This window comes from Acinetobacter sp. YH12095 (genome assembly GCF_013419245.1).
Lineage (GTDB): Bacteria > Pseudomonadota > Gammaproteobacteria > Pseudomonadales > Moraxellaceae > Acinetobacter > Acinetobacter towneri.
In genome coordinates this window covers 30,201-50,755 of the sequence record NZ_VPAL01000014.1, presented here as the reverse complement: position 1 = coordinate 50,755, position 20,555 = coordinate 30,201, and the positions used below count along the sequence as shown (strand labels likewise).

General features: G+C 40.5%; 21 protein-coding genes. 12 read left to right on the top strand and 9 right to left on the bottom strand.

The genetic code is table 11. From position 1 onward, the window contains the following. Positions 1-11: 11 nt before the first annotated feature. Positions 12-2,267: a DNA polymerase III subunit gamma/tau gene (gene dnaX, locus FTU35_RS10065; RefSeq protein ID WP_179997365.1), complete on the top strand. Its 2,256-nt coding sequence runs from the start codon at positions 12-14 to the stop codon at positions 2,265-2,267. Between the two features lie 60 nt (positions 2,268-2,327). Here the strand turns inward: dnaX and FTU35_RS10060 are convergent, their stop codons facing one another. Next, positions 2,328-2,777 carry a thioesterase family protein gene (locus FTU35_RS10060; protein WP_004973275.1) on the bottom strand — a complete coding sequence of 150 codons (450 nt, stop codon included), beginning with the start codon at positions 2,775-2,777 and terminating at the stop codon, positions 2,328-2,330. A 101-nt stretch (positions 2,778-2,878) separates the two neighbouring features. Continuing rightward, a complete protein-coding gene (locus FTU35_RS10055; RefSeq protein ID WP_180064714.1) occupies positions 2,879-4,039 on the bottom strand; it encodes an iron-containing alcohol dehydrogenase in 1,161 nt (386 codons plus the stop codon). Positions 4,040-4,158: 119 nt separating this feature from the next. On the opposite strand from FTU35_RS10055, the gene FTU35_RS10050 reads away from it, so the two are divergent. The 6 genes from FTU35_RS10050 to FTU35_RS10025 all read left to right on the top strand — a co-directional run bounded on the left by FTU35_RS10050 (position 4,159) and on the right by FTU35_RS10025 (position 10,777). Then, on the top strand, positions 4,159-4,668 hold the full coding sequence (locus FTU35_RS10050; RefSeq protein WP_004973278.1) for a low molecular weight protein-tyrosine-phosphatase: 510 nt from the start codon (positions 4,159-4,161) through the stop codon (positions 4,666-4,668). Between the two features lie 3 nt (positions 4,669-4,671). Further along, complete coding sequence (gene murB, locus FTU35_RS10045; RefSeq protein ID WP_004973280.1) at positions 4,672-5,712, top strand: UDP-N-acetylmuramate dehydrogenase; 1,041 nt, start codon at positions 4,672-4,674, stop codon at positions 5,710-5,712. Between the two features lie 6 nt (positions 5,713-5,718). Further along, positions 5,719-6,846 carry a YdcF family protein gene (locus tag FTU35_RS10040; protein ID WP_154320702.1) on the top strand — a complete coding sequence of 376 codons (1,128 nt, stop codon included), beginning with the start codon at positions 5,719-5,721 and terminating at the stop codon, positions 6,844-6,846. After that, a complete protein-coding gene (locus tag FTU35_RS10035) occupies positions 6,846-7,889 on the top strand; it encodes an alpha/beta hydrolase (RefSeq protein WP_096900878.1) in 1,044 nt (347 codons plus the stop codon). The genes FTU35_RS10040 and FTU35_RS10035 overlap by 1 nt, the downstream gene beginning before the upstream one ends. Positions 7,890-8,165: 276 nt before the next feature. After that, on the top strand, positions 8,166-8,870 hold the full coding sequence (locus FTU35_RS10030) for a response regulator transcription factor (RefSeq protein WP_004973283.1): 705 nt from the start codon (positions 8,166-8,168) through the stop codon (positions 8,868-8,870). Beyond that, positions 8,867-10,777, top strand: coding sequence for an ATP-binding protein (locus tag FTU35_RS10025; RefSeq protein WP_167846047.1), 1,911 nt, complete (start codon positions 8,867-8,869; stop codon positions 10,775-10,777). The genes FTU35_RS10030 and FTU35_RS10025 overlap by 4 nt, the downstream gene beginning before the upstream one ends. 33 nt (positions 10,778-10,810) lie before the next feature. On the opposite strand, the gene FTU35_RS10020 is transcribed toward FTU35_RS10025, so the two are convergent. From FTU35_RS10020 to FTU35_RS10010, 3 genes are all read right to left on the bottom strand, one after another. After that, positions 10,811-11,977: a cupin domain-containing protein gene (locus tag FTU35_RS10020; protein WP_154320704.1), complete on the bottom strand. Its 1,167-nt coding sequence runs from the start codon at positions 11,975-11,977 to the stop codon at positions 10,811-10,813. A 120-nt stretch (positions 11,978-12,097) separates the two neighbouring features. Beyond that, positions 12,098-12,691: a nucleoside triphosphate pyrophosphatase gene (locus FTU35_RS10015; RefSeq protein ID WP_026438423.1), complete on the bottom strand. Its 594-nt coding sequence runs from the start codon at positions 12,689-12,691 to the stop codon at positions 12,098-12,100. Positions 12,692-12,698: 7 nt separating this feature from the next. Beyond that, positions 12,699-13,082: a DUF2237 family protein gene (locus FTU35_RS10010; RefSeq protein WP_004973294.1), complete on the bottom strand. Its 384-nt coding sequence runs from the start codon at positions 13,080-13,082 to the stop codon at positions 12,699-12,701. A gap of 139 nt (positions 13,083-13,221) precedes the next feature. On the opposite strand from FTU35_RS10010, the gene FTU35_RS10005 reads away from it, so the two are divergent. From FTU35_RS10005 to FTU35_RS09990, 4 genes are all read left to right on the top strand, one after another. Beyond that, positions 13,222-14,409 carry a phosphoglycerate kinase gene (locus tag FTU35_RS10005; protein ID WP_004973295.1) on the top strand — a complete coding sequence of 396 codons (1,188 nt, stop codon included), beginning with the start codon at positions 13,222-13,224 and terminating at the stop codon, positions 14,407-14,409. 140 nt (positions 14,410-14,549) lie between these two features. Beyond that, entirely contained in the window at positions 14,550-14,822 is a 273-nt protein-coding gene (locus tag FTU35_RS10000) for a hypothetical protein (RefSeq protein ID WP_131260911.1), read from the top strand. Positions 14,823-14,960: 138 nt separating this feature from the next. Beyond that, on the top strand, positions 14,961-15,998 hold the full coding sequence (fba, locus tag FTU35_RS09995; protein ID WP_004973298.1) for a class II fructose-bisphosphate aldolase: 1,038 nt from the start codon (positions 14,961-14,963) through the stop codon (positions 15,996-15,998). Positions 15,999-16,101: 103 nt separating this feature from the next. Beyond that, positions 16,102-16,962: a DMT family transporter gene (locus FTU35_RS09990; RefSeq protein WP_180064713.1), complete on the top strand. Its 861-nt coding sequence runs from the start codon at positions 16,102-16,104 to the stop codon at positions 16,960-16,962. Here FTU35_RS09990 and FTU35_RS09985 read toward each other — a convergent pair. Both FTU35_RS09985 and nfsB read right to left on the bottom strand, forming a co-directional pair. After that, a complete protein-coding gene (locus tag FTU35_RS09985; protein WP_081402487.1) occupies positions 16,925-17,146 on the bottom strand; it encodes a hypothetical protein in 222 nt (73 codons plus the stop codon). The genes FTU35_RS09990 and FTU35_RS09985 overlap by 38 nt on opposite strands. Before the next feature lie 115 nt (positions 17,147-17,261). Continuing rightward, positions 17,262-17,915, bottom strand: coding sequence for an oxygen-insensitive NAD(P)H nitroreductase (nfsB, locus tag FTU35_RS09980; protein WP_004973304.1), 654 nt, complete (start codon positions 17,913-17,915; stop codon positions 17,262-17,264). Between the two features lie 241 nt (positions 17,916-18,156). On the opposite strand from nfsB, the gene hpaI reads away from it, so the two are divergent. After that, a complete protein-coding gene (gene hpaI, locus FTU35_RS09975) occupies positions 18,157-18,951 on the top strand; it encodes a 4-hydroxy-2-oxoheptanedioate aldolase (RefSeq protein WP_096900940.1) in 795 nt (264 codons plus the stop codon). A gap of 87 nt (positions 18,952-19,038) precedes the next feature. Here hpaI and FTU35_RS09970 read toward each other — a convergent pair whose 3' ends face one another. Next, positions 19,039-19,758, bottom strand: coding sequence for a UDP-2,3-diacylglucosamine diphosphatase (locus FTU35_RS09970; protein WP_180064712.1), 720 nt, complete (start codon positions 19,756-19,758; stop codon positions 19,039-19,041). Between the two features lie 117 nt (positions 19,759-19,875). Next, a complete protein-coding gene (locus FTU35_RS09965; protein WP_004973310.1) occupies positions 19,876-20,385 on the bottom strand; it encodes a peptidylprolyl isomerase in 510 nt (169 codons plus the stop codon). Between the last annotated feature and the right edge of the window lie 170 nt (positions 20,386-20,555).

The window sequence follows — 20,555 nt, the reverse complement described above, 5'->3', positions numbered from 1 at the left end:
AAGGAGCATTCATGTATCAGGTACTTGCGCGTAAATATCGTCCTCGTAATTTTAATGAATTGGTGGGACAAAACCATGTATCACGGGCATTGACCAGTGCTTTGGAACGTGGGCGTTTGCACCATGCTTATCTTTTTACGGGAACACGTGGTGTAGGTAAAACTACCATTGCGCGTATTTTGGCCAAATGCCTGAACTGTGAAACAGGCGTGACATCTACCCCATGTGAAGTGTGTCCGACCTGTACTGCGGTCAATGAAGGTCGTTTTATTGATTTAATCGAAATTGATGCGGCGTCACGTACTAAGGTTGAAGACACACGTGAGTTGCTCGATAACGTACCTTATGCACCGACTCAGGGACGTTTTAAGGTTTATCTGATTGACGAAGTGCACATGCTGTCTACGCATTCGTTCAATGCTTTGCTAAAAACTTTGGAAGAACCGCCTGAGCATGTGAAGTTTCTGTTTGCGACCACAGACCCACAAAAACTCCCTATTACTGTGATTTCGCGCTGTTTGCAATTTACTTTGCGTCCATTGCAGGTCGATGAAATTACCAGTCATTTAAAGGATATTTTAGCCAAAGAACAGATTGTTGCAGAGCAAGATGCAATTTGGCAGATTGCTGAATCTGCGCAAGGTTCTTTGCGTGATGCGATGTCTTTGACAGACCAAGCCATTGCTTATGGTCAGGGTGAAATTCATCATCAAGATGTCAAAGACATGCTGGGCTTGATTGATCGCACCATTATCTATGATTTGATTTTAGCGATTCATCAAAACCAACAGCAGCGTGTGAGTCAGTTGTTATTACAATTTAGACAGCAAGCTTTAGATGTGTCTTTGGTGTTGGATCAGTTAATTTCGACACTGCATGAATTGGCAATCATGCAATATCTGCCAGATTTAAACCTAAAATACAGTGCTGAAATTAATCAAAAAATTCAGCAGCTTGCGGGTCTGATCTCTGCACAAGATTTACAGTTGTATTATCAAATTGCTTGTAAAGGACGCGCCGATTTACAAATTGCCGTAACCCAAGAACAAGGCTTTGAAATGTGTGTACTGCGTTTACTGGCATTTCGACCTTTGCAAGCCAATGAAGTGTTGGTTGCTGCGCCACAAAATACTGCACAAACAGCGGCTTCCCAGCCAGTTGCTCAAATGGAGCAAACTCCACAAGCTGTGGCAACTCAAAATACAGCACAAGCGGAACAGCATGTAACTGAATTAGATGCGGTTGCAACACCTGATCTTGATGGATTTGACTATGAGGATGACGATTATTCAGAACACACCACGACACAAACCAGTGTTGCAGAACCTTCTTCAGATGATTTTTTAGATGAGGATGAGCCTGAAGCTTTAACACATCAAGATCAACAGTCGATTCAAGCGCAACAACCGACTCCGCAAGCGCTACACTCAACAGCTGCGATTTCACCAGAATCTATGTCAGAACCTGCAGTGAATGAAGAAACTGCAATACAGGCTGAGGATAAGCAATCTGAATCTATCGTGTTTGATCCAAATGCAGATGCACAATTGTTTGGTTTAGATGAAGATGCCTCATCGGTAAGCACTACATCTGATGTGCAAAGTCATGATGATTTTTTACTGGAAAGTTTTGATGCCGTTGCACCGTTAGGTGATCTTGCTGCATCAGCCGAAACATCGCTAGTTTCATCTACACTACAATCGAATAATGCTTCACCGTCAATTACACAAAATGTAAGTAATGCAGAAACCGCTTTATTTGATTTAGCAGCGACTGAAGTCGAACCGAATGTTGCCAGTGCGACAGCACAACCGCAGCAAACCATAGCATCTAATGCCGATGATCAATTAATGCCGCAGGATATTCTGCGTTTACAGCCGCAAGTTTTAGAAGGTGAGTGGACTTTAGACAAGTGGGAATATTGGTTTAGACACAGCGAGTTGTCACCTGCCGTGCAAGAATTGGCGCAGCATGGCGTAATGACGGGGCAGATTAATGCTGAATCGGTTTTTCATATTCCTGAGCAATATCAGCAGTTATTGACTCAACTGCAACATGCTTTAGAAAGTGCTTTAAAAGAACAGTGGAGTAAAACTCTGTTTAAAGTGCAATATGAAAATGTGGATGACACGACACCGTACATTTTGCAGCAACAGCGCAAACAACGCGCTTATCAACGGGCTGAAAATTTATTGCATCAAGAACCGATTGTGAAAGATATTTTGCAAAACTTTGATGGCGAATTACATAACATTCAGTTGAAATAACCTGTTGTTAGCTTTTGTTTGCAGAATTTTAAGGCTGGGTCAAACCAGCCTTATTTTTTGCTAAGCGCAAGCTGAATCTGTGCTTTTATATGGCTGTAATGCTTCGCGGATGGAGTCAGGAATCGGGCAGTTTTGGCGTGTAATTCGATCTACAAATACATGCACCACTTGTCCTTGTGCAGCGGCAAGATTTTGATTGTTTTTAAAAATTGCCAAATCATAAATTAAGGATGAGTTTCCAATTTTTTGAATAGCAACACCTACTTCAATCATTTCAGGATAGGACAATTCCTGCAAAAAATGACAGGTGGAATTGACCACTAAACCAATACAGGGTGATCGTTTGGGTTCAAAGCCTGCTTTTTGCATCAGTAGGGCATTGGCTGCGCTGTCAAAATAGCTGTAATAAGTGACATTATTGACATGTCCATACATATCGTTGTCTGCCCAGCGAGTTTGGATGGGAAAGAAAAAAGCGTATTGCTCACGGGTTTTGGTGTCAGGTTTCACAAGTTTACCTATATTTTTATCAATGTGGTGTCATGCTTTAATGGGTGGAAATCATCCCAAATAAATCTATAAAGTTAAATACAGAACGTTAAGCGTAAATGTTAGGCATAAATGGCTTGGTAAATTTGTAAAGCATCCTGCATTTGCATTGCTCTCGGGTTGTTTTGTAATAAACGACTTTGCTGCATCGCATCTTCTGCCAATTGTGGCAGTATGTTTTCTGCAATGCCTAATGCATTGAGTTTTAACAACAAACCACTTTGATCTAAATGATTTTGTAAATGATCAATAAATAAATCACATAATCCATCTGTGCAGCCTTTGCTACGAGGGTCTAACCAACACATTAGTTCTGCATAGTATTGTTTTGCAGCAGGCGCATTAAACTTTAAAACTTCAGTCAGTACCAATGCATTGCTATGACCATGTGAAATATGGAAATGCCCGCCTAAAGGATAGGCAAGTGCATGCACCGCAGCCACAGGAGCATTGGCAAAGGCTTGTCCTGCCAGCATTGAACCAAACAGCATATTTTGCCGTGCTTGCATATTGCTGCCATCTTCAAGCACTAATTTTAAGTTTTGATCAAGTAAACGCAGCGCATGTTTTGCCAGAAAATCTGAATACGCATTTTTTTTGATTTTAGAAGTATAGGCTTCAATGGCATGTACCATCGCATCTATACCTGTGGCTGCGGTAATCTGTGCAGGTAGATGACGGGTAAAATTGGCATCTAAAATGGCAACATCGGCATATAAAATAGGAGAAACAATGCCTGTTTTACTGGTTGCACCTGTGGTGACAATGGAAATAGGTGTGACTTCTGAACCTGTACCTGCCGTTGTGGGAACTAAAATGAGTGGTAAACGTGGTGCTTTCGCATTGCCAACACCGTACAAGTCCGACAGTTGTTGAGTTTGTTCGGAATGACTCAGCACGGCAATAATTTTGGCGACATCCATCGCACTACCCCCACCAAAACCTAATACAACATCAATATTTTGCTGTTTGGCAAAATCAACTGCTTCTAACACAATCTGTTCTGCGGGGTCGGCTTGCACATTCGAGTAAATGGCATAGTCCAGTTGCAGTTGCTTTAAAATTTCTAAAATAGGTTGATATAATTGTTGTTGTAAAATGCCAGCATCGGTGACCAATAACAAACGCTTATAATTTTTTTCGGTTAAAACCGTTTTTAGTTCAGAAATTGAACCCAATCCAGAAATAATGTTGCCAACTGTTTGAAATTGAAAATGCTGCATCGTCTTTATTCCTAATTTTTATACTTAATTCAACATTATTGTAGGGTCACGATATAGGATTCATATCATAAATAACTTAACATAAGACTCTTAAAAATAAAGTAGCTTTGAGGTTGTTTATGTCATCCAAAACGCCATATAAGGTGTTATGTGTTTGTTTGGGAAATATTTGCCGCTCTCCAACGGCAGAAATTGTACTTCGACATTTTTGTGATGAACAACAACTCAATGTGTTGGTGGATTCTGCTGGAACCAGTAATTATCATCCAGGCAAAGCCCCAGATTTACGCAGCCAAAAACATGCGTTCAAACGTGGTTATGACTTATCTACATTGCGCGCGCGTCAGTTACGTATACAAGACTTTGTCGAGTTTGATTTGATTTTGGCGATGGATTTTGAAAACTTAAGCAATATTCAATCTTTAATGCGCCGTGCTGAAGCTGAACTGGGCAGTTTGCGCGCTGAAATAGCCTTAATGAGCGAACACGATCCGCATTATACGCAGCAAGAATTACCCGATCCATATTATGGCGAAGCCGATGGTTTTGAGCGGGTGCTCGATCAATGCGAGTCGAGTAGTCGCGCATGGGTGAAAGTTTTACAACAACAATTTGAATTGAAGGTTTAAGTCATGCACATTCACTACAACATGCAACTCAAACCGTTCAATACGTTAAATTTAGATGCAACTGCGTCGCATTATGTCAAAATTGAAAATATTCAAGATGTACAGGATGCTTTGGCATTTGCCCAGAAAGAACAATTAAATGTGCTGATTTTATCGGGTGGTAGCAATATGTTATTGCCTGAACATATTCATGCCTTGGTCATGCACATGGATATTCAGGGCATCGAAAAATGCGCTGAAGATGATGCAAGTGTCACCCTAAAAGTTGGGGCAGGACAAGTCTGGCATGAGTTTGTGTTGTGGAGTACGGAACAAAAGTTATATGGTCTGCAAAATCTGGCTTTAATTCCAGGTTTGGTCGGCGCTTCACCTGTGCAAAATATTGGTGCTTATGGCGTTGAAGTCGGTGAGTTTATTGAATCTGTGCAGGTCTATGATCGTGAATGCCAACAATTCAGCTCAATTGTTGCTGCAGATTGTCAGTTTGCCTATCGACACAGTATTTTTAAAGATCATCCCAACCGTTACATCATTACCCATGTGACTTTTAAACTGTTAAAACAGGCTGCGTTAAAATTAAATTATGGCGACTTAAAAGCTGCTGTAGGCGATGAGCAAACTGCTGAAAATCTGCAGCAACAAGTTATTCAAATTCGCCAAAGTAAGCTGCCTAATCCTGCAGAATATCCAAATGTAGGTAGTTTCTTTAAAAATCCTGTGATTTCGACTCAGCAATTTGACCAAATTGCAGCACAATTTCCAAATTTACCCCATTACCCACAGCCGAATGCGCAAGTTAAAATTGCAGCAGGCTGGTTGATTGATCAAGCTGGCTGGAAGGGAAAACAACTGGGTGTGGTGGGTATGTTTCATAAACAAGCGTTGGTTTTAGTCAATTATGCCGATGCCACTTTGGCAGATGTGCAACACACCTATCGTGCTGTGCAGCAAGATGTTTTGAGTCGTTTTGGTATTTCACTAGAACCTGAACCTGTGTTATTTGATGAAACAGGTTTGATTCGTGCACATCAACCGGTAGGTTAAGTGAAGATGAAACAGAATCATTGGATGCTCAGATTGGTACAAATTGCTGCCGTGCTATTTGTATTGTTTGCAGCGTTCATGATTTTTATCTATTCACCTTTTTATTCTACTTTGGTGGTCAAAACGCTGAACACTTTGGTACCTGTAGAAGTGAATCAAGTGGCAGCAAAAAGTCAGCAAATGGCGGCTTTTAGTGATCAAGACAGCTTGGAACCCGGTTCAGATTTATGGATTGCCCGACAAGCTTATTTGAAGCTGATGGAGCAAGAGATTCAATCTGAAAATTCGAAAAATTTAACTTTAATTCAGGCTCGTTATAAAGCCTTACAAGCGCTTATTTTAGAAGAACAAACGCAAAAAAAATTAGCATCTGAGCAAGAGTTGCCGCAAGTCCCATTGTTGGTGTCTAATGCAGCTTCTGAAGCAGTTGTAGAAGACCCATCCGAAAATGTAAAAGCCTTGCTCAATTTGGATAGTCATGAAAATCAGGTACTCATGGAACAATACTTGGAGTTTTTAAGCACTCATAAAATTGCCGAAACCGAAAGTGAGCCTGTAGATGAAGAAATCTTTAAAGATATTGCTTTAATTCAGCAACAAAATATTCCAAAAATACCTGCAAACTCTAAACCTTATGCGATTGTGGTTTTAGGTGGTGGCTTAACTTTAGATGATAATGGCAAAGATATTGTGGTCAATGACTACACACGTTTACGTTTAGAAACGACCCTAGCGGTGGTAAAACAATATCAATTGCCGATTGTACTGAGTGGTGTAGAAGCACCTTATATGCAGCGTTGGTTAAAAAAATATGATGTCGAAGCAAAATTATTAGAAGATCGCAGCATGAATACTTGTGAAAATTCACGTTTTAGTTCTTTATTATTACAAAAAAAAGGGGGGGCGCCGACAGTGATTTTGATTACAGACCGTTATCACATGCCACGCACCCGCCGTTTATTTGCTTTAAATGGAATTGAAACGATTCCTGTCGAAGCTCCAATGCCGACTCAACTGACCGCATGGCGTCCAAGTGAACAAAACTATGATCACAGCCGCCGTGCCAATTATGAAATGCTTGCCGCCATTCGGGATGTCTTGATTGGTTCTAGCGCATGTCGCGAGGTGCCATAATGCCTGATATTCCATTTTTAAACCCAAGCGTGTTGAAGCAATTAGATTTGCCAGTGCCGAGTAGGGAAACCACACCACAAATTCTACAACCTTTAAATTTGAATCGTGGTTTTGAACCGAGTGTTGAGTTACAAGCCTATCGACAGCTATATGGTTTTCATTTGTTGGACTGTGAACATTGGCAAGGCTATGTGCAAATGCCGTTGTTTAAATTGCATGTGCAAATTTTTCAACCCGATTTAAGCAAAACCAAATTTGATCAGGTGCAGGGCACGGTATTTCTACTGCATGGCTATTTGGAACATAGCGGGATTTATCAACCTATCGTCAAAGAATTATTAGAGCAGGGCTTTAGTGTTTTGACTTATGATTTGCCCGGACATGGATTGAGTGATGGTTATCCTGCCAACATCAAAAATTTTGATCATTATCAGCAAGTATTACATGCGGTTTATCAATATGTAAAAAATGCCGATCAATTGCCAAAACCGTGGTTGGGCATTGGGCAAAGTACAGGTGGTGCAATTTGGATGCATCACTTGTTGGAATTTGCTCAGCGCCGTGAAAATCCATTTGTAGAGCGTGTGTTGTTGTTATCGCCTTTGATTCGTCCTGCAAAATCGGCATGGTGGCATAACTCTGTTGGTTTGGGCATTATCCGTCGGATTAAGCGTGAAGTGCCGCGACATTTCCGACGCAATAATCATAATCCTGAATTTTTACGCTTTGTGCGTTTAAAAGACCCGCTGCAACCTAGAATGATGGGCATGGATTGGATTTTAGCCATGTCTAAATGGATGTTGGAGATGGAAGAACGTCCAGCTTGCCGTATTCCTGTTTGGTTGGCACAAGGGGCGCAAGATCAAACCGTAGATTGGCGCTACAACATTGAGTTTATTCGGCGTAAATTCCGCCTGCAAACCTTACTCATGTTAGAAGAAGGCTCGCATCAATTAATCAATGAACGTGCGGATATTCGTGCGGCTTTAACAGGGCTGATTCCTGCATTTTTACATGCACATAGCTCTAAGACTTATTATTAATTTATCAACCATCTTTTAAATACGGCTCTACATTTGCTTTGATGCTGTTCTCGGCATCAAAGCATATTTATGCTGCGCTGCTCATTAAAATGTGAAGCGATTTCTAAAATAAAATAGTACTTCACATTTATTTTTTATTTCATGCTCGAGTTTCATGTTTCAGTGCTATGCTCATGTTTATAAAATAAGCTAAATTTGAAAAACTCCTTAATTCTAGGGATAGTGTTTACATCAAAACGATTGATATATTTACAAACATAATCAAGGGGATGAATGATGGCAGAAATGGAAGCGATATTACCCGTACCGGTTTTAATTGTTGAAGATGAGCCTATTATTCAGTCACGTCTTAGAAAAATTTTGCATGATATTGGCTATCAAGATGACATGCTATTTTTCGTGAGTCATCTTAAAGCTGCAATGACGTGTATAGAAGATCATCCGATTGCTTTAGCTTTAGTCGATTTAGGCTTGCCCGATGGCAATGGTAAAGAACTAATCGAACAATTACATTTTAGAGATCCAAGCGCATTAATTTTGGTGATTTCTGCATGGAGCACCCAAGACAGCTTATTTTCTGCAATTCAAGCAGGTGCAACAGGCTATGTGCTTAAAGAACGTGATGATGCTGAAATTATTATCGCAATACGCAGCATTTTAAGAGGTGGTGCACCGATAGACCCATTTATCGCCCGTGAAATTTTATCGCAAATTTCACATCAAAAAGTACCCGTGCTGACCGAAGATTTATCAGATCGCGCCGATGCTCAAGCATTCAACTCACATTATGAACAGCTCACCAATCGTGAATTAGAAATTTTAAATCTGGTGGCGCAGGGCTTAAGTAACCGTGAAATTGCTGAGCAATTATTTGTGTCGCGTTATACCGTTGAAAGTCATATTAAACATATCTATCGGAAGTTGTCGGTCACTAAACGCACTAAGGCTGTCAGTACCGCTAGAACTTTAGGTCTTTTATGATTCAAAGGCTTTGGCAGTGTGGTTTGGGCGTGTTGTTATTGTTCTGTGCGTGGCAAAGCTATGCGCAGCAAGTGGTGTACCCAATTAATCAGTACTGCAATGTGCATGTACTTTCAATCAGCTCTGCCAAAACAGCATCACATAATAAAAAACCTGAAACGGGTTGGGAAAATGTTCAACTGCCCGACGTTTGGGATGATCGCTGGAAAAATTATAATGGTGGGGCGTGGTACAAAATAGAGTGGGAGTGGTTTTGTGAGCGTGATCATCGTTTAAATCAACCCATCGTTTTTGCACTGAATTTTTTAAATAGTGCAGGGGCAGTTTATCTGAATCAAGATTTACTTTGGGCAAGTCAACATTTAGAAGAGCCTTTGTCAAAAAACTGGAATATGCCACGTTACTGGATTTTACCTATTTCAGGCTTAAAACAAGGTAAAAATCAAATATTGGTCTATGTAAATGGATATGCATTTCAAAATGCGGGTATAGGAAAAATAAGTTTTAATAATGTGCATAACAATATTGAACAGCACCAGCAAAGTATATGGAATAAACGTACTTTATTTGAAATTAATGCGATTTTATCTGCCACTTTAGGCATTTTATGTTTGGTTATTTGGCTGTTTTTACGCCGTGATCAGAGTTTTGGTTGGTTCGCGTTGAGTTGCATGTTCTGGTTATTATTTATTTCTCATTTTTTAACCACAGAAACCTTTCCATACCCAAGTGTATTGGTGGCATCTCAAGCCAATTTAAGCTTTTTTATCCTCTATGTTTTAGCTTTTAGTCTGTATTTAATTAGGTTTGTCAATCAACGCTTGCCAATATTGGAAGAAAGTATTTTTATTCTGAGTTTAGCGGTAATCGTTTGTGTGTTTTTAACACCCTTAGATTATGTCAAACTGGTATTTGGGATTGTCTTTTTAAGTTATGCCAGCTTACTAGTCGTGGTTTATTTTTATTTGGCGTATTTAGCGTATAAATCCCCAAAAACAGAAGTATATCTGCTGCTATTTTGTTTAACCTTGATTGGCTTTTTTGCGGGTGTAGATGTATTTCGTTTAAGTAATGCGGCAACGGCAAGTTTATATCAGCCATTATCACCGTATACCTCGCCAGTAATTACTTTATTTATTGCGATTATTTTAGGCATACGCCTAAAAAGAAATATTCAAAAAATTGAGAAATTTAATCAAGATTTAGAGCTTAAAGTTTTTGAAGTCAGTGATGATTTAAAACGCAGTATGTCAGAAAAGCATTATTTAGAATTGGAAAATGTGCGTTTGCAAGAGCGGATTCATCTATCGCATGATTTGCATGATGGTTTGGGTGCATCTTTGGTACGTTCCATGATTATGGTCGACCAAAGCGAACAGAACATGAGTAATCAGCAGTTCTTATCTATGCTGAAATTACTGCGTGATGATTTACGTCAAATTATTGATAGTGGTTCTTCCATTGGTTCTAAAGTGCCTGAAAATCCTAAAATTTGGGTTGCGCCAGTACGTCATCGTTTTAGTCAATTGATGGATGAAATGGATATTCATTCCAAGTGGGATTTTCCAAATGAATGGGTGATTGAGCCGAATTCGTTACAGTGCTTAACTTTGATGCGGGTATTAGAAGAAAGTTTAACCAATGTGATTAAACACAGCCAAGCCAAGCATGTATCCGTCAGTATGCAATTTGTACCGCCTAAGCAATTGGTACTTAAAATTCAGGATGATGGTGTAGGTTTTGAAGCCAATAGCGTGCTTGAACATGGCATGAGTATTGGGATGCGCAGTATGAAAATGCGTTTAGAACGGGTTGGAGGGCAATTAAAATTAAATTCGACACCTGGCTATACGTTAATTCAGGCAGTTTTAACTTTAGATCCCGCTTATCTAAATTCCCCAAGATGAATTGATCATCTTGAGGGGGCTGAAACGAATATTTTAAGCGTCTTCAGCAGGTAACAACATTAAAATGGATTCATTGAGCAGTTGTACCAAATCTTCCAAAATATTTGCGTCGTAAAGGTTTTCATCGAGCAGCACGCGTTCACCATTGGCAATTTTTTGCAGCGTAGGGATAGATGCTTCTGCGACACAAATCGCTTCACCATTCGCCCAAAATAAAACTTCATCTAGCTGATTTGCATAAAGTAGGCGAGAGGCGGGTTCCAACATGATTTGATAACCCTGATCTAGCGCATCTTCTAAATCGCCTACACCTATTTCATCTACTTCAGGAATATTTTCAGGATATTTCGGTTCAGACATTAAGCTTAAAATCGCATCATCCAACACCGATGAGTTTTGTAAACGCGCCCACAATTCTGCTTTCAGATAATCCAATTCTGTCGCAGTCATTTCGCCAATTTGGGTATTTTTTTTACGAACAAGGTCTTGTAGTGGCGTGCGTAACATTTCATCGGCAGAGAATTTATCGCTCACTCGATCCATCATTTCACTAATATTCGGCATGCGGAAACCGAACGAGAACGTCAGACAATCATCTTCCGCCACGCCATAATGTGCCAAACCCGGTGGCACATAGAGTAAATCGCCAGGTGCAAGAACTTCATCAAAATTGACCTGCATTTCAGGCAATAATTTTAACGGTTGTCCTGCGACAAATTCAGTTTCAGCATCACACATTTGCCCAAGTTGCCAACGACGATGTCCATAGCCTTGTAGCAAAAACACATCGTAGAAATCAAAATGCTGACCTACAGAGCCGCCTTTAGGGGCATAAGACACCATTATGTCATCACGTCGCCATTGCGGAATAAAAGGAAATTTTTTCCAAAGTTCAGCGAGATCAAAAGAGTAATGATCAACGGCTTGTACCAATAGCGTCCACAACTTTGGCATTTTTTGAAAATCAGCCTTAATGAGCGGTGATGATTTCACAGTCCATTGATTTGGATCGCGATCTTTTTGTTTGATTAAACGGGCAGTCACATCTTCTTCAAGTGCCAGTTCCATTACATCACTAGGTTCAAGTAGGTTGGCAATTTCTGGGAGTGCATTGCGTACCAAAAGTGGTTTTTTTTGCCAATATTCACTTAGGAATTGTTCTGCGGTAATTCCGCCCAAAACATCTAAAGGTTGCGACATAAAATAGCCTAAGCAAGTTTTATCAATAATCTCAATATTGTCTGATTTGTCGCTGCAAAGGGCAAGGTGATTTATAGTCTTTATAAATATTAACGGCTGTTAAATTACACAGTTTTAAACTTAAGGAACCTGAATATTCAGCATTCTTAACATGCGGCATAACTGAATCATCGGCAGACCCATCAAGGTAGTTTGGTCATTGCCTTGCATGGCTTCAAACAGACTAATACCTAAACCTTCGCACATAAAACTACCTGCACAGTGTAGCGGTTGTTCCTTTGCAACATATCGTGCAATTTCATTGTCAGTTAAGCTGCGGAATTTAACTGTGTAGTGTTCTACAACCGTTTGTTCAAAGCCTGTAGATTGCTGCTGCACACTCAGCGCAGTGCTGAAATAAACCGTTTGACCTGAATTGGCTTGTAATTGTTGTATAGCTTTTTCTGAAGTGAGCGGTTTACCTATAAAAATATCTGGCTGCTGTTCACGCCATGCCACTTGATCTGAACCAATCACAATTGCATCAGGATATTGCTGCGCAATACAGTGTGCTTTTTCAAAAGCCAAGCGTCGCGCCAAATTATCTGCATGCAATTCACCCTGTGCAGATTCATCAATATCAGGTGAAATTGACTTATACGCCAAATGCAGACGATTCATCAATTGCTGACGAGTTTGACTGCCAGACGCTAAAATAATTTCAGGATGTTGCATCAGATCATCACACCGCATAATCCATCAAAATATCTAAAGGCACATAAGACAATACTGACTGATGACAGGCTTGAATTTTAATTGGTGGTGCTTGACCTGCCTGATAGGCTTCAACCCAACGGGTGACGCAAATACACCAGAAATCACCCGGTTGTAAGCCGTTAAAACCAACTTCTGGTACTGGCGTGATTAAATCATTGCCAATTTTTTGCGAGAAATTTAAAAAATCAGAGGTCATTTGTGCACAAACGGTGTGCTGACCTAAATCGGTTGGGGCGGTATGACAAAAACCGTTACGAAAATATCCAGTAATAGGATCAAAGCAACAACTGGCGAGAGATTCGCCCAAAACATTTAAACGATTGATATTTGGATCAGGATGAATAGACATAAGTGCGAGAAAGATGGTGGCTTTTCTCTATCATAATCAAAACTTTTGCTTTAAACAGCAATTCTACAAAAGTTGCTAACCTTTTTCTGCATAATCATTTAAAATCGTGGCGTTTTGATATCAATAAAGTGAGCTATACATGAACTTTCAGCGTATGACTGACCTCGATTTAGCAGGTAAGCGTGTCCTTATTCGTGAAGATTTAAACGTACCTGTTAAAAATGGTGTGATCACCAGCGATGCACGTTTACGTGCGGCATTGCCAACGATTCAAGCTGCTGTTGCCAAAGGTGCAGCAGTGATGGTGTATTCTCACTTAGGTCGTCCTGTTGAAGGTGAGCCAAAAGCTGAACAATCTTTAGCACCTGTAGCTGCGTATTTAACCCAAGCATTAGGTCAAGATGTTCAACTGATCACTGACTATTTAGATGGTGTAGACGTTGCTCCTGGTCAAGTCGTTTTATTGGAAAACTGCCGTTTTAACCACGGTGAAAAGAAAAACAACCCAGAACTTGCCGCTAAATATGCAGCATTGTGTGATGTATTTGTGATGGATGCATTTGGTACCGCGCACCGTGCAGAAGCCTCTACTGAAGGCGTTGCACGTTTAGCACCAGTGGCAGCAGCAGGCCCATTATTGGCTGCGGAATTAGATGCTTTGGGTCGTGCCTTAAAAACACCTGAAAAACCAATGGTGGCGATTGTTGCAGGTTCTAAAGTATCGACTAAGTTAGATGTATTGACTTCATTGTCTGATATTTGCGATCAATTAATTGTAGGCGGTGGTATTGCCAATACTTTCCTTGCTGCAGCAGGCTATAACGTGGGCAAATCATTATGTGAAAATGATTTGATTGACACTGCCAAAGCAATTGCCGCAAAAGTTTCTGTACCACTGCCAACCGATGTTGTAGTTGCAGATGCCGCTGAAATTAATTTTGAAGATTTCTTGGGTTCATTGGCAGCAGCGAAAGCAACTGTGAAAAAAGTTGAAGATGTTGCAGACAACGATATGATTTTAGACGTAGGCCCAGAAACTGCAAAAGCATTTGCTGAAATTTTAAAAACTTCAAAAACAATTCTTTGGAATGGCCCAGTGGGTGTATTTGAAGTTGATCAATTTGGTGAAGGTACGAAAGCACTTTCATTGGCGATTGCAGAATCTGCAGGTTTCTCTATTGCAGGCGGTGGTGACACTTTAGCTGCAATTGACAAGTATGAAGTTGCAGACAAAATCGGCTATATCTCTACAGGTGGAGGTGCATTCCTTGAATTTGTAGAAGGTAAAACCTTACCTGCAGTTGCGGTATTATTAGAACGCGCTTAAATCTAGAAAATTTATCAATAATTTTTAAAAAGGTTGACTTCGGTCAACTTTTTTATATTTATGTCATGCCGTAGTCATCAAAATGTCATAAATATGCAATAAACTGTAGTAAATGAATGACCTAACTGTAGGAAATGACGATGATTCAAAAACTAACACTTGCTGCTTTAATTGCTGCATCTTTAGCCTTGACTGCTTGTGCAAAAAAAGAAAGCGCACCTGCGACTGAAACTGATGCATCTTCTGCAGTTGTAGATAACGCTCAAGTTACACCAGAACAACAAGCTGCAATCGACGCAATTGACCAACCAATCTTGGATGAAGGCAACACCGATATTCCTGAAGACGTTGCAAATGCACCTGCTGACGTTGCGACTGCAGACACAGAAGTTGCTGCTTCTGAAGCGCAATAAGTGCTGAAAAACGACAAATTGTAGTAATTTGTTTAAAAGTCCCTGCTTTTGCAGGGACTTTTTTTTGAAAAAGGCGATTTGTTGCTGAATTGAAACAAATCACAGGGTAGAATAACCAACATTATTTGGGAGGATATTATGGCTCTTATTTCATTGCGCCAGCTCTTGGATCATGCCGGTGAACATGCTTACGGCGTTCCAGCGTTTAACGTCAACAACTTAGAACAAATGCGCGCAATTATGTTAGCCGCAGATGCAACCAATTCACCTGTAATTGTTCAAGCTTCGGCAGGTGCGCGTAAATATGCAGGTGCGCCATTCTTGCGTCACCTGATTTTGGCTGCAATTGAAGAGTGGCCACATATTCCAGTGGTTATGCACCAAGACCATGGTACAAGTCCTGATGTATGTCAGCGTTCGATCCAACTAGGCTTTTCATCAGTAATGATGGATGGTTCTTTGGGTGAAGATGGTAAAACACCAACGTCGTATGAATACAACGTCGAAGTGACGCGTCGTACTGTGCAAATGGCGCATGCGTGTGGTGTATCGGTTGAAGGTGAGATTGGCTGTTTAGGTAGTCTTGAAACAGGTATGGCGGGTGAAGAAGATGGCGTGGGCGCAGAAGGCGTACTTGACCACTCTCAATTGTTAACATCTGTTGAAGAAGCACGTAGCTTCGTTGCAGATACTAATGTGGATGCTTTAGCGATTGCTGTTGGTACTTCGCACGGTGCATACAAGTTTACTCGTCCACCTACAGGCGATATTCTTGCAATTGACCGTATTAAAGAAATTCATGCTGCGTTGCCAAATACACACCTTGTAATGCACGGCTCTAGCTCTGTACCACAAGAATGGTTGGCGGTGATTAACCAATACGGCGGTGACATCAAAGAAACTTATGGTGTACCTGTTGAGCAATTGGTTGAAGCAATTAAGCATGGTGTGCGTAAAATCAACATCGATACAGATTTACGTTTAGCTTCTACTGGTGCAATGCGCCGTATGATGGCAGAACAACCAAGCGAATTTGACCCACGTAAATTCTTCGCAAAAACTGTAGATGCAATGAAACAAATTTGTATAGACCGTTATGAAGCATTTGGTACTGCAGGTAATGCAGACAAAATTCGCCCAATTTCTTTAGAGAAAATGGTTGAACGCTATAAGTAATTCTTAATTTGATTAAGAACTCGAAAGCCCACAGTCCTTGTGGGCTTTTTACTGATGAATCCACAACTTCCAATCAAGAACAAAAACAATCCTCGAGCATGTCATGGAACTGATTGTAGCCGCAGCCTTTTGTAGTGTACTGGTCTCTATTTTATTAAAAGTCTGCAAAATGCAGGGTTTTAACCCTATGCAGATGATCACATGGAATTATGTCAGTGCCAGTGTGTTGTGTTTTTACTGGTTTAAACCCAACTTGGGCACGATCTCAATCCAACATACGCCGTGGTGGCTCATTATTAGTTTGGGTGTGTTGTTGCCGAGTGTCTTTTTAGTATTAGCAAAATCGTTAGACAGCGCAGGTATTTTAAAAACTGAAATTGCACAGCGTTTGTCAGTGGTTTTGTCTTTGGCAGCCGCTTATTTTATTTTTCAGGAAAATTTTAGCCAACTGAAAATTGTGGGAATCGCGCTTGGGATTATCGCGGTCTTATGTATTTTGTATTCGCATCGTGCTGCAGGGCAGTCTGCTAAAGCGCAACAAGGCATCTTATATTTGAGCTGTGTTTGGCTGGGTTATGCACTGATTGATGTTTTGCTTAAATACAGCACAGGTTTAGGACTGCAATTTGCAGTTGCGCTGAATTTGATGTTTGTATGTGCTTTTGTTTTGGCGATGGCTTATATCTTAATCCGCGATAAAAGCATGGGCAGTATGCAAAATATCAGTGCAGGTTTAATTTTGGGTGCACTGAATTTTGCCAATATTGCCTTGTATGTCAAAGCTCACATGCTGCTCAAAGACAGCCCTGCAGTGGTATTTGCTGGGATGAATATTTTAGTGGTGCTATTTGGCGTGATCAGTGGTGTATTGTTCTTTAAAGAAAAGCTGAAAAGCACGACCACTATTGGGCTAGGCTTGGCATTGCTTAGTGTGCTTTGCCTCGCTTATGCCATGACGGTTTAAGATAACTCAACATAAAGCGAAAAGGATGTCGCAATAAATCTGCAGTTTCTGCAAGACCATGCAGCATTGTGGTTCTATCGCAGATCGGGCAGCGCAGGGTTGGATAGCTTGGTTTGGCTTGATATAAATACAGTTTTTTACAACGTCGGCATTCTAGTTTTAGCGGCATTAAATTGAGCATCATACACCTCATTTTTATTTTTGATAGAGATTGAGTACAGATTGCAAATATAGATAAAGCAAAATTCAGACCAAAAAATAGGGACAAATTTTGTCCCTAGTGTTATCGCATGTTTGTTTTACAGTTGCGTGAAAATCTCACGTTTATCAAGGCGTGATTTTGGCAGTTTGGCATTAAAATCTTGTTCACTACGATAGCCTAAACACAATAAAACCGAAGGAATCAGTCCTTGCTCAGTTAGTTGCAGTTCTTGAGTTAAAATTGCTTCATCAAAACCACCAATTGGCGTTGCGTCAATTCCTTCAATGCCTGCAGCCAAAAGCATTTGTCCGAGTGCAATAAAGGTTTGATTTTCTGCCCAACGCTGAATATCGCCTTTTTCATTGCGGTAGTAATCGACATAACCTGTGCGGCTGTCTTTCTGACCTTGTTTAGCGGCTTCATCTTTAAAGCGTCCACTAGCAGCATCCTGATTAAGCAGGTTTTCTAAATGTAATTCGCTAATGTCAGCTTTGGTGCAAAATAAAATGGTATGCGAAGCATCTAAAACTTTAGGGGCGTTATAGGCGTACTTTCCAACTAAAGCTTTAGCAATACGTTGTTTGGCTTCAGGGCGATCTGCAATAAAAAAATGCCACGGCTGAATATTAATGGAAGATGGTGCTAAACGCAGAATTTCTAATAAACGCTCAAATTGTTCTGCAGGAATAGTGCGACTCGCATCATAGGCTTTGGTCGTATAACGAGTTTGTGCAACGTTGAGCAAATCCATGAATCATCTCCATTTAAAGACTATATTTGGGGCAGGTGTGCGCCAAAAGCTTAACATGCCTCGCTATGCTAACGGAATGAATCCATGTGCTATTTATGCGGTTAAGATGAGATGAGCACGACATAAACATCTTTAAACTTAGTGTTAAATTCAATCATGCAAGACGTTTTCACTATTGGTTGTTTATAGCAAATAGGCGTTAAATATAAACTTGAGCATGGTGCATCCCAAAGGTGTATGGATGGAATATATCAATTATTTTAAGCGTAAATTAAAAACTCAGCAGCAAATTGGCTTATGGGTAGGTTTAGCAGATGCGTATGGTACTGAAATTGCTGCCAATGCAGGCTATGACTGGCTTTTAATTGATGGGGAACATGCACCGAGTGATTTAAGAACCACTTTGTCACAATTACAAAGTATTGCGGCTTATCCCTCTCAAGCGGTGGTGCGCCCGCCGATTGGCAGTGTGCAACTCATTAAACAACTGTTGGATATTGGCGTACAAACTTTGCTGATTCCTATGGTTGAAAGCGTTGAACACGCTGAGTTGATGGTCAAAGCGGTACGTTATCCACCTGAAGGTATTCGCGGCGTAGGCGCAGCTTTAGCACGTGCAACTCGCTGGAACAGTATTCCAAATTATTACGCGACAGCGCATGAAAATATTTGTTTGCTCATTCAAATTGAATCGGTCACAGGTTTAGAAAATCTGGATGCTATTTTACAAGTCGATGGGATTGATGGGGTGTTTATTGGTGCGGTGGATTTATCTGCCACGATGGGTTATGAAGGCAATCCGAACCATCCAGAAGTACAAGCCGCTGTGGTCGATGCGATTCAACGGATTCGTGCAGCAGGCAAAGCAGCAGGGATTTTATCGACCCAACATGAAGTGACACAAAAGTATTTGGATTTAGGCACAGAATTTGTGGCAGTTGGGGTAGATACCAGTGTGTTGATGACTTCGCTGCGTGAGTTGTTGGCTAAATATAAAGCTGATGCCGAAGTGATTAAAACGGAAGGTGGGTATTAATCTGCTAACTAAGTAGATTTTAGTTTGGTGTACCTGACGAAGTACCTTTAGCGTTGTATCCATTATTTTTATGTAAAGATGTTGGGCTTAATAGTTCCAGCTGCTCAGTTGCCAAGTTGCTAAGGCTTGATTTGGTTCAACTACTAAAATTAGTGCAGCATCTGCGCGCCAATCGCCTAATACAATTCTAGGTTTGCCGTGTTCATTGTGAATATTTGGACGATGCGTATGCCCATGAATTAACACATCTGCATGCTGCAAGGCTTGTGACACAGCATCTGCATTTACGTCCATGACATCATAACTTTTGATTTGATTGGCTTGCTGACTTTTTTTGCGGAAACCTTGTGCAAGTTTTTGCCGAAAAGCCAAAGGTGTTTTCTTTAAAATCCCTAAAATGATGGGATTGCGAATAATTTTTCGGAATTTTTGATAGGACACATCATCGGTACACAGCGCATCGCCATGTTCTAAACGCACCTGTTGTGAACCAATGTGCAGCGTGTACACATCGGGCAGGAGTTGTCCTGAAAATTGATCTAGAAATTTCTGACCTAAAGCGAAATCACGATTGCCGACAATAAAGTAAATTTGATTACCTGCTTGGCTAAATTGCTTTAGACGTGTAACAACTTCATCGAGCCACGCTGCGGTGTAATCATCACCAATCCATGCATTAAACCAGTCGCCTAAAATATACAGTTGGGTGTTTTTATTTTGATAAGCGTCTAGCAAATCTAAAAACCCCCGAACAAGTCGAGGGTGATTTGGTGACAAGTGTAAATCTGCGATAAACAGATAGGTCACGAATTATTCCTTGGAATCTCCCGAAATCCCTCTTTTAAAAGAGGGATTTCTCCTCCCTAAACGAATTTTAAAGCAGTACTTTAAAATGATGTGCGTAAGCGAGGTCGGGTAAGATTCTTATTCAGCAATGATTTTTGCAGATTCAATCACCACATTTTCTAGTGGAACATCTGCGTGATAACCACGGTTGCCAGTACGCACGCCTTTAATTGCATCTACAACGTCCATACCTTCAACAACTTTACCAAACACGGCATAACCCCAACCTTGTGCAGTTTTGCCTGTGTGGTTTAAGAAAGAGTTATTTTTTACGTTAATGAAGAACTGTGCAGAAGCAGAGTGAGGTGCTTGGGTACGTGCCATTGCAATTGTACCAACATCGTTGCTTAAGCCGTTGTCTGCTTCGTTTTCAATCGCATCACGTGTTGCTTTTTCTTTGAAGTTTTCATCCATGCCACCGCCTTGGATCATGAAACCATCAATAACACGGTGGAAAATTACGCCGTCATAAAAACCATCACGAACGTATTCTAAGAAGTTAGCAACTGTAATTGGTGCTTTTTCAGCGTTCAATTCTAAAACAATACGACCTTTATTGGTGTTTAATTCGACTTGAGGAAAACTCATTGTGTAATCTCCTAAACATGGACACGAATGCCATGGGTTTTTTGGTTGAGAGAAGCATAAGCAAACTGTAAACTACAAGGCAAGTAAAAACGTTATTTTCTTTGTTAAAAACAAGGAAAAGCGTTCTAATGGGTGATGTATGCTTCACTACTGAAGTTTCTGTAACCTAG

What these genes read in the sequence shown, in the direction of transcription:
- FTU35_RS10015 (WP_026438423.1), bottom strand. Translation starts at nt 12,691, where the DNA reads ATGCAACATCCTGAAATTATTTTAGCGTCTGGCAGTCAAACTCGTCAG.
- FTU35_RS10055 (WP_180064714.1), bottom strand. Translation starts at nt 4,039, where the DNA reads ATGCAGCATTTTCAATTTCAAACAGTTGGCAACATTATTTCTGGATTG.
- FTU35_RS10020 (WP_154320704.1), bottom strand. Translation starts at nt 11,977, where the DNA reads ATGTCGCAACCTTTAGATGTTTTGGGCGGAATTACCGCAGAACAATTC.
- nfsB (WP_004973304.1), bottom strand. Translation starts at nt 17,915, where the DNA reads ATGGATTTGCTCAACGTTGCACAAACTCGTTATACGACCAAAGCCTAT.
- dnaX (WP_179997365.1), top strand. Translation starts at nt 12, where the DNA reads ATGTATCAGGTACTTGCGCGTAAATATCGTCCTCGTAATTTTAATGAA.
- FTU35_RS10005 (WP_004973295.1), top strand. Translation starts at nt 13,222, where the DNA reads ATGAACTTTCAGCGTATGACTGACCTCGATTTAGCAGGTAAGCGTGTC.
- FTU35_RS09985 (WP_081402487.1), bottom strand. Translation starts at nt 17,146, where the DNA reads ATGATGCTCAATTTAATGCCGCTAAAACTAGAATGCCGACGTTGTAAA.
- FTU35_RS10035 (WP_096900878.1), top strand. Translation starts at nt 6,846, where the DNA reads ATGCCTGATATTCCATTTTTAAACCCAAGCGTGTTGAAGCAATTAGAT.
- FTU35_RS10050 (WP_004973278.1), top strand. Translation starts at nt 4,159, where the DNA reads ATGTCATCCAAAACGCCATATAAGGTGTTATGTGTTTGTTTGGGAAAT.
- murB (WP_004973280.1), top strand. Translation starts at nt 4,672, where the DNA reads ATGCACATTCACTACAACATGCAACTCAAACCGTTCAATACGTTAAAT.
- fba (WP_004973298.1), top strand. Translation starts at nt 14,961, where the DNA reads ATGGCTCTTATTTCATTGCGCCAGCTCTTGGATCATGCCGGTGAACAT.
- hpaI (WP_096900940.1), top strand. Translation starts at nt 18,157, where the DNA reads ATGGAATATATCAATTATTTTAAGCGTAAATTAAAAACTCAGCAGCAA.
- FTU35_RS10010 (WP_004973294.1), bottom strand. Translation starts at nt 13,082, where the DNA reads ATGTCTATTCATCCTGATCCAAATATCAATCGTTTAAATGTTTTGGGC.
- FTU35_RS10040 (WP_154320702.1), top strand. Translation starts at nt 5,719, where the DNA reads ATGAAACAGAATCATTGGATGCTCAGATTGGTACAAATTGCTGCCGTG.
- FTU35_RS09990 (WP_180064713.1), top strand. Translation starts at nt 16,102, where the DNA reads ATGGAACTGATTGTAGCCGCAGCCTTTTGTAGTGTACTGGTCTCTATT.
- FTU35_RS10030 (WP_004973283.1), top strand. Translation starts at nt 8,166, where the DNA reads ATGGCAGAAATGGAAGCGATATTACCCGTACCGGTTTTAATTGTTGAA.
- FTU35_RS10025 (WP_167846047.1), top strand. Translation starts at nt 8,867, where the DNA reads ATGATTCAAAGGCTTTGGCAGTGTGGTTTGGGCGTGTTGTTATTGTTC.
- FTU35_RS10000 (WP_131260911.1), top strand. Translation starts at nt 14,550, where the DNA reads ATGATTCAAAAACTAACACTTGCTGCTTTAATTGCTGCATCTTTAGCC.
- FTU35_RS09965 (WP_004973310.1), bottom strand. Translation starts at nt 20,385, where the DNA reads ATGAGTTTTCCTCAAGTCGAATTAAACACCAATAAAGGTCGTATTGTT.